The following is an 8,274-nucleotide window of genomic DNA, read 5'->3' on the forward strand; positions in this document are numbered from 1 at the left end:
GGAGCATGCCACCCAATGGGCCTGGTCCTACAATCACGACCGCCCTCACATGGCTCTGGGCGGGATCACCCCAAATCAGCGGCTACTCAAGGCTGCATAACCCTCTACTTCTGGCGCCAGTGGAAAAAGGGGGGATTACCCATTCTCTGGTGTTCACCGAAACTGCCAAAGGCATTCGGGTCATCAGCTTTCGTAAAGCCAACAAACGCGAGGTGACACGGTATGAGCAAGAAACCAAATCCTGAACTGATTGACTCCGACAACCCAGAGTGGACGGCGGAAATGTTCGCGCAGGCCAAGCGCATTTCCGATCTGCCCACTTCATTGCAAGCCAAGCTGCGTGGGCGTGGGCCACAAAAGGCACCACCCAAGGTGTCCACCACCATCCGCTTGTCACCTGATGTGCTGCAAGCCTTCCGTGCCGCAGGGGACGGCTGGCAGACACGCATAGATTTGGCACTGAAAGACTGGTTGCGCAACCACTCGCCGGTGTAATCCACGCACCCATCAACCGGGAAATCCGATGAAGTTGAAAAGTCAGTGACCATGGCTATCAACCGGAAGTTCCGAATGAACTGGCCATGGCATTTGGCGATGCGTTCAAGCTGGAAGACGTGAAGTCGTTTGCCTTGGCTCAATATTCAATTGGCGCCGACAACCCAGTGGAGTCAGTAAAAAGGGCAGGCCATTTACGTGGACTGCCCTTTGGTTTGACTCAGCCTGGGGGGGCAGGCCGAGCGGATTGACGATCAGACGTCGGTTTTGAGATTGCCATCGGTCAGCAACTTGGCGAGGATGGCTCCATCCGACCCATCACCAATAGCCTGCAAGGCGGAATATTGCACACTCTCCAGCGTGATGGACTGCCCAGTACCACCAGCCGTACCCGCGTTCGCATCCACCGTGATAACCGTCTGACCTAACTCATTGGCACTGAAGTTGAGATAGGCATCCAGGCTTGCCGCATTCGCGTTTTCGCCGGTCAACAGATCGCTCAGATCGAGTACATCACCACCACTGGCTACAGGCGCAAGATTGAAGTCCGTGATCTTGTCGGCACCGGTGTCATTCAAGCTCCACTTGAAGGTGTCAGAGCCTGCCCCGCCGGTCAGGGTGTCGTCGCCGGCACCACCGATCAGGAAGTCAGCGCCAGTCGTGCCCGTCAGCGTATCGGCACCTGACGTACCGGCAATCGCTTCGACCACCAGACTGCCTGCCGCGCTGCCGTCCAGGTGAACGCTGAAACTCTGTGCAACGGCATCACCGTCGCCATCCACCATATTGAGCGTGAAGTTGTAATCCAGGTCCGGCGGCGGCACATCCGAAGACGTGCCGACCTCAACACCATTTACTCGGAATGAACCATCGGGCTCGGCACTGATGATCTCAACGCCGTAGATAGAGGAACCTGGAACGTAGTTGCCCGTACCTGCGTTAGCCGTCCAGTCAAGCGCGCTGATCTGCAAAACCTGTCCAGAAGTTGCATCAATCGTCACCTGGTCGTATGTTGTATGAGTGGAATTTAAGTAAACCCTGATCGTGATTGTGGCAATTGAAATTCCGCCTGTGTAACCTTCGGCTTTGAATTTGAAGTCGCCTACACCGTAACCATTCGAATTATTGGCGTCATCCACAAATGAGAACTTGATGGATTCATTCTGCTCATTAGTCTGCCCTTGCTGACCTTTCACAGCCCAGCCATTGGCACTGGTGTTCACCAAGTCATCGTCACTGGCACCTCGGCCGCCTCCAAATTCCGTGAGGCTGGCATCACCATCACTCCCTGAAACGATGATGTTGAAGTCGGTTGACGAACCCAAGTCAACCAAAAGTGCGCCCTCTGGTCCGCCTGCCTGTGCTGAAGTGGCGGCAACAGAGGTGAACACGGTTTCACCTTTCCTATAGGAAACTTCCAGCGAATCGGTTCCGTCGGCATTAAGCGTGAGCTTGCCGACCACATTTCCACTCGCGTCCTTAAGGTCAATAACCATGCTCGACGATGTGCTAGCCGCGTTGACAGCCACAGCGCCCGTCACGCCCGACAGTGTCGGCACGCCCTGGGCACCATCGGCGCCGAACTTCCAGTCAGCCAGCTGCGGCGTAACGTAAGTCGTCGCCACATTGGGGGCAGACACGTTAACGACCGTACCACTGTCGGCGCCATCGTTGACGATTGTGAATTGCGGCACATCATCCACGATCTGCACGCTCAGCGTACCCGTTGTGTTGTCGCCGTCACGGTCAGTCAGCGAGACCGTCAGGTCCTCAAACAACGAGTTGGTACCGCCCGCCGTCGCATGGGCTTCGTTGTCGCCCAGTGTGTAGGTGTAGCTCACCTGGCCCGTCGCGGCGTCGTAGCCGGTGATGGTCAGAGTGTTGCCCAGCGGTGTGGTCCCGCTGGTGCCGTTGCCCGCATACACACCATCCGTGATCACCGCGAGCCCGCCAATCGCCAGGGTTTTCACCCCGTCGGTCGCCGTGATCGTGAAGGTGCCGCCTTGTGTGATCGGCTCCGGCACGGTGTCCGAACCTGCCGACTCGCCCGTACCCCGGGTAGCCAGCAGGTCGTTTTCGTTCACAGTGACATCGCCGCCGTCTGCCTGGGGCGTCAGGTCAGTGATGATGACGCCGTAATCCACATCAACCAGCGTGGTGCCCGTGGTCACAAGATTTTCGTACTCTGTTCCACCGGACGCCACCGGCTGGGTCGAGCTGAATTCGTTGCCGATATTGGCTTGGTTGGTGATATCCGCATCGGAGTAAGTCTTCGTGACTGAGCCGACCGTTTCGTTCGCCTTGATCGTTACTTGCTCACCATTGGCAAGGTTGAAGACCAGATCGGTCTTGGGAGCAATTGCGCCCGGCCCACCAGACAGGGTGACGGTGTAAACAATATCCCCGCCTCCTTCACCAATCAAGGTCGTTGCGGTGGTCAGGGTCGCGGTAACTGTGTCGGTCGTGTCGAGCACGTCGTGGCTGGTCGCGCTGTTGACCAGGTTGAGCTGCTCGTAGTTGCTGTTGTTGCTGCCGGCCAGATCGGTCGGCTTAGCAATGTTGTCGGTGTCCACGAACACGTCGGACTCGGTGAAGCTCACCGTGGTCGTGCCGCTGGTCGCACCGGCGGCCACCGTGATCGTCTTGTCAACGCCACCCACCTTGAAGGTGAAGGTCTCGGCAACGGTCGGGGCGGTGCCCAGCGTCATGGTGTAGGTCACCGTGGCGCCGTCTTCGTCGCCCACCAGCACCGAGGTCAGCGTGGCGCTCACCGGGGTGATGGTGTCGTTGATCGACACCGTGGCTGGCGAAGCATCCACGGTCAGCTTGCCTGTGGATGCGCCCGCATCCACCGAATCAATAACTACGTTGACACTGGATGGATCCACATAGACGTCATCGGATGGCTCAAATATAAAGGCGACATTGCCACTGGTCTGGCCTGCGGCAATGATGATGACTTGGCCGTTGCTGAGCGTGACGGTAACGTCAGTACTGAATGTGGCACCGCTCAGGGTGGCGGTATAGATGACTTCGCTGCCGGCCTCCGTAATGTCTGCCGGCGACACACTCAGGCTGACGGTAGCAAGGTCATCATCAATGATGGTGACGGTGGCGGTGTCGTTGACCAGTGTGGCGCCAACCGGGTTGCTCAGCACAATAGTGAAGGTTTCGTTACCTTCAACCAAGGTGTCTTCCACAACGTACTCGGTCAGGGAAAAGCCGATGTAGCCCGCTGGAATGGTGATGGTGCCGGTAATGGCACCGTCGTTAAAGTCGTCCGGACGGCTGGCGCTGCCCGGCACAATGGTGTAGGTGACAGTGACATCGGTGCTGGATACTTTGTCCAGGGTAATCAGGAAGGTAACGGCCCGAGTGCCGCCGCCGGAGCCTTCCACTACGTTCACAGTGGAGACCGCGCCTTTGATGATGTCGCCGGTAATAAGACCGCTACCGTCGCCGCCCACGCCAATTCCGGTGCCAACCGTGACGCCAACACTGACGGCAGGCTCTTCAGACACTTCAGGCACTTCCACCAGTGGATCCGACTGCAAATCAGGCGGCAAGTCAGGCGCCGTGTAAGCGTAGTCATAAGCCAGCGGGTCAACGCCTTCCACAATGCGCAACAACTGCACAAAGCTGCTGCCGCCGTCTGCACCACCACCGCCACCCAGGCCGGCCGCGGTTGCTTCTAGTTCGGTGCTCAGGTCGGTGCCGCGTTCCAGGGCTTGCAAAATGGTGTCGGCTGTGTCTGCGGGCGCGCCGACTGCGCTGTCTTGCGCGGTGGGGCGCTGGTCTGACTCGGACACGTTTTCATCCAGGCGCAACACCTGGTTGGGTGCTACGGCCATCAGGCGGCCGTCTTCCATTAAAAGTTCAACACGCACATCGCCCACGGTGCGGATGGTTTCGCCCTTTTGCAGGACATCCCCGGCCTTGAGCTCGCGGCTGACGCCTTGCTCGTTGACTGCGAAGGCTTTACCAGTGCCGGTGATGGCGGCGACGGTAGCAATTTGGGCCATGATGATCTCCAGTTATAAAAAGTAAATTGAGCCAGCGCACTTGAGGAATGAAACTGTATGGGTCGAAGAATAGTCCTCTGCAAACCGGGTAGCAATTGGACTAAAGTACAAATTTGAAGATCTATTTATGACGTCTCTTATCGCGCCTTTGCCCAAGCCTGCAAAGGAAAATTTCATCGACGTGCCGGCGCGCGTTACCGCCTGTGGGGCGAATAAATCACACGATACTAGTGTCTTGACGCAGCACCTCACGAAAAATTGGCCCAATCGCTGGCCGAACTGGCCAAGCTACAAGGTCAAGGGGCGCGGGTCATTCGCAGCAGCCAGCTCTCCCGCACGCACAGAGAGCGTTTGATACAAAGTGGGTTCCTAGCAGAAGTGCTCAAAGGCTGGTACCTGCCAGGCAGGCCAGGGGAGCCACTTGGAAATACCTCCGCCTGGTTTGCCGGCATGCGCAACTTCATCAGCGGCTATTGCGATGCGCGTTTCGGCAATGACTGGCACCTCAGTCCAGAACAATCCCTGCAATTGCGTTCTGGTGAACGTGCGCTCCCGTTGCAGCTGCAAATCTGGACAAAAGGCGGCCATAACCAGTTGGTCACGCTACCGCACGGCTGCTCGCTCTTTCTTTATCGCGCGCCGGGTTTGTTGCCTTCCAAGGCAGAACCTGACGAAGGCGGCCTTCGACTGGTCGAATTGGCCCCAGCTTTGGTCACCGTCAGCGCTGGTTTCTATCGGCAACAGCATGTCGCCGCGCGCATCGCCATGAGCTTGGTCGAGGATTCGACAGAACTTCTGACCGTGCTACTGAACGGATCACACTCTGTGGTGGCAGGCCGTCTCGCCGGTGCCTTTCGAGCATTGGGTCGCACCGCACTGGCAGACAACATCGTGCAGACGATGAAAAGCGCAGCTTACGTGGTGCTTGAGTCCTCCCCGTTTGACGTCATTCCGTCAGCTTTGCCAGGGGGCAGGCCGGAGTCCCCCTATGTGCAGCGCCTCCGTGTCACTTGGGAGCAAATGCGAGAAATCGCAATTGAAAACCTGCCTGCGCCCAATGCACGGCCAACTGACATCGTGCAGACCCTCAAGGACGTAGAGGACCGCTATGTCAGCGATGCGTACCACTCGTTGTCGATTGAAGGCTATCGGGTGACGCCGGAGCTGATCGAGCGCGTGCGCTCCGGAAATTGGGACCCCGATGGCCAGGACAAGGATGCGCGTGATGCCATAGCCGCCAAAGGTTACTTTGAAGCGCACACCGAGGTGTGCACGTTTATCGAGCGCACGCTCAAAGGTTCAAGTCCGAGTTATGCCTTGCATGAAGCGCTTGGCAGTTGGTATCGAGCGCTGTTGAGTCCCAGCGTTCAGGCCGGCCTACTCAAGCCCAGTGATTTGGCAGGATGGCGAAATGAGCAGGTTTACATCCGTGGGGCCATGCACGTCCCTCTGTCGAAAGAAGCGGTGCGCGACTGCATGCCCGTGCTGTTTGATCTGATTACCGCGGAGCCACATCCGGGAGTTCGTGCTGTTCTCGGGCACTTTTTCTTCGTCTACATCCACCCCTACATGGACGGAAATGGCCGGCTGGGGCGTTTCTTGATGAATGCGATGCTGGCCACAGGCGGCTATGTGTGGACAGTCGTTCCGGTGGAACAACGCAAGACCTATATGGAGGCCCTTGAAGCAGCCAGCGCCGGCCACGACATTACAGGGTTTGCTGCGTTCATCGGGCAACTCATCCGGGAACAGACGCACACCGGCCCGTTGCCGTTGCGTGCGGGACCTGAGTAAGCGGCGGGCCACCTCGAACCTTGCAATCGTTGACTGGGCGACATCCAGCCCGAAGGCGCTCAGGATTCTGACGCACATGCCAGCGCTATCGGGCCACGAAGGCAGCGTAGCGCGCTACCGCCTGAGGCCCTCAGAGTTTCTGGCGAGGCAATCGATGATGCAGACGAACAAATTGAAAGTCTGAGCATGCCCGCCCTTATGGGGCAGACTTCAGTCTGCCAGGTCGATGCAAGTCGACCCCACAACGTGCCCAAACGCTGTTCTCTTGGAAATCGCAGCGCGGCGATCCAGGAATTCAGGATTTTGTCCGTCATGCGCACTCTTGAAAAAGGGCAGGCCACTTGCGCGGACTGCCCTTTGGTTTTGGCTCAGCCTGGAAAACAGGCCGAGGTGGTTGAAGATCAGATGTCAGTCTTCAGATTTCCATCATTCAGCAGTTTGGTGATGATGGCTACATCATCAGCTCCATTAGCATAAGTCTGCAACGCTGTAAATTGCACATTCTCAAGGGTGATGGTTTGACCGGTACCACCCGTGGCACCAGCGTTTGCGTCCACCGTAATGACCGTCTGCCCAAGCGTGTTAGCACTAAAGGTGAGATAACTATCCAGGCTGGCCGCAGTCGAGTGTTCACCCACCAGCAGATCTTTCAGATCCAGCACATCACCACCGAGCGCCACTGGTGTCAAATTGAAGTCTGTGATCTTGTCGGAACCGGTGTCGTTCAAGCTCCACTTGAAGGTGTCGGAACCACCGCCACCAGTCAGAATGTCGTCACCAACCCCTGCGTAGATGGTTTCCGCAAAGTCGCTTCCGCCTACCCCGCCCGAATTCCAACCGGTCGGATCGGAAAGAGTTGTTGAACCCTCAAAATGAACCGCAAAGGTGTCTTTAGCGCTGACTGTTCCGTCACCATCCACCACCGTGCCAGTGAACGTGAGGACTTTATCGCCTTCAATCTGACTTGTCACAAGACCAACCCCAGTAATCCGAAATTCAGCTGGTGTCGCACCAGAATGTGCGGTGGCCAGACCAAGGGGATCGGCATAACCAATTCGAATCTCACCAAAACTGGTTTGCGTGGTCGGAATTTGGGTCATCACACCATCGGTCACCTGCAAGTACCCGCTGTCCGTCTTGGCTGTACCGTCTGTATTCCATACTTCCCATTTGATCCAGCCCGAACCCGCACCCGGATTCACAGACTTGATATCAATCGAGACCGAAGCTTTGAGCGCAACACCGGCGACATCGAAGGTAACAAGTTCCGTTGTCTTGTCAATCCATTGAGAATCCCCGCTGATACCTTGCGTGCTGGTGTTGATAGCGCCCAAAGTGGAATCAACCCGCACCGCCTCCGTTACGCCAATGGGCAATGCCGCACCAGGTTTGTACATGGCTCCGTCGGTTCCAATGATCAAGTAGTCAATATTGGAGCCAATGTTCTGAGTAAACGTTGCTCCGACATCGGTAACATCCGCATCCAGCTTTCCGTTCATGTCAACCATATACTGCTGAGCAACAGGATCGAGCGTCAACGTGAAGATCAACTTCTGGTTCTCAGCCGCGCCATAAGCACTGGGGCTAGAATTATTGTCAATATACGCGTGCAGTACACCCTTGTTCGATGGATCAACACTGTAGTACAAGGTCTTGCCACCCTCTGCAGTAGCACCAGCAACGGCAGCATATGTGAGATCTGAAGACCAACCGGTGATATTACTCGTCAGATCTGCCTTCATTGCTGTTTGTGCGTCAACTGCTGAAGCAATCATCGAGGAATATGCAAAGCCGCTCGCCTCGTTCGCCACAATTGCATCGGCAACCGTCAGCGTCGGACCCGTGTCCGTGATCGTGATCGTCAGCGTGCTGCTGCTGGTCGTGCCGTCTGCATCCCGCATCGTGTAGCTGAACTGCTCGGTCGGGTTGGTAGCGCTGTTGTCCACAAAGGCCGGAGCCGTGT

5 protein-coding genes are annotated in these 8,274 nt (G+C 56.9%); 3 read left to right on the top strand and 2 right to left on the bottom strand.

Annotation, left to right across the window (positions count from 1 at the left end):
- Both Q7U49_RS11500 and Q7U49_RS11505 read left to right on the top strand, forming a co-directional pair.
- The coding region (locus tag Q7U49_RS11500; protein WP_304764412.1) for an integrase core domain-containing protein at window positions 1-100 on the top strand (100 nt) is incomplete at its 5' end.
- A 122-nt stretch (window positions 101-222) separates the two neighbouring features.
- A complete protein-coding gene (locus tag Q7U49_RS11505) occupies window positions 223-495 on the top strand; it encodes a BrnA antitoxin family protein (RefSeq protein WP_304764408.1) in 273 nt (90 codons plus the stop codon).
- Window positions 496-749: 254 nt separating this feature from the next.
- Here the strand turns inward: Q7U49_RS11505 and Q7U49_RS11510 are convergent, their stop codons facing one another.
- Complete coding sequence (locus Q7U49_RS11510; RefSeq protein WP_304764409.1) at window positions 750-4,517, bottom strand: retention module-containing protein; 3,768 nt, start codon at window positions 4,515-4,517, stop codon at window positions 750-752.
- A 450-nt stretch (window positions 4,518-4,967) separates the two neighbouring features.
- On the opposite strand from Q7U49_RS11510, the gene Q7U49_RS11515 reads away from it, so the two are divergent.
- On the top strand, window positions 4,968-6,311 hold the full coding sequence (locus Q7U49_RS11515; RefSeq protein WP_304764410.1) for a Fic family protein: 1,344 nt from the start codon (window positions 4,968-4,970) through the stop codon (window positions 6,309-6,311).
- A 401-nt stretch (window positions 6,312-6,712) separates the two neighbouring features.
- Here Q7U49_RS11515 and Q7U49_RS11520 read toward each other — a convergent pair.
- Window positions 6,713-8,274: type I secretion C-terminal target domain-containing protein (locus tag Q7U49_RS11520; RefSeq protein WP_304764411.1), on the bottom strand; the 1,562-nt coding region annotated here is incomplete at its 5' end.

Source organism: Rhodoferax sp. (assembly GCF_030653815.1).
Classification (GTDB): domain Bacteria; phylum Pseudomonadota; class Gammaproteobacteria; order Burkholderiales; family Burkholderiaceae_C; genus Rhodoferax.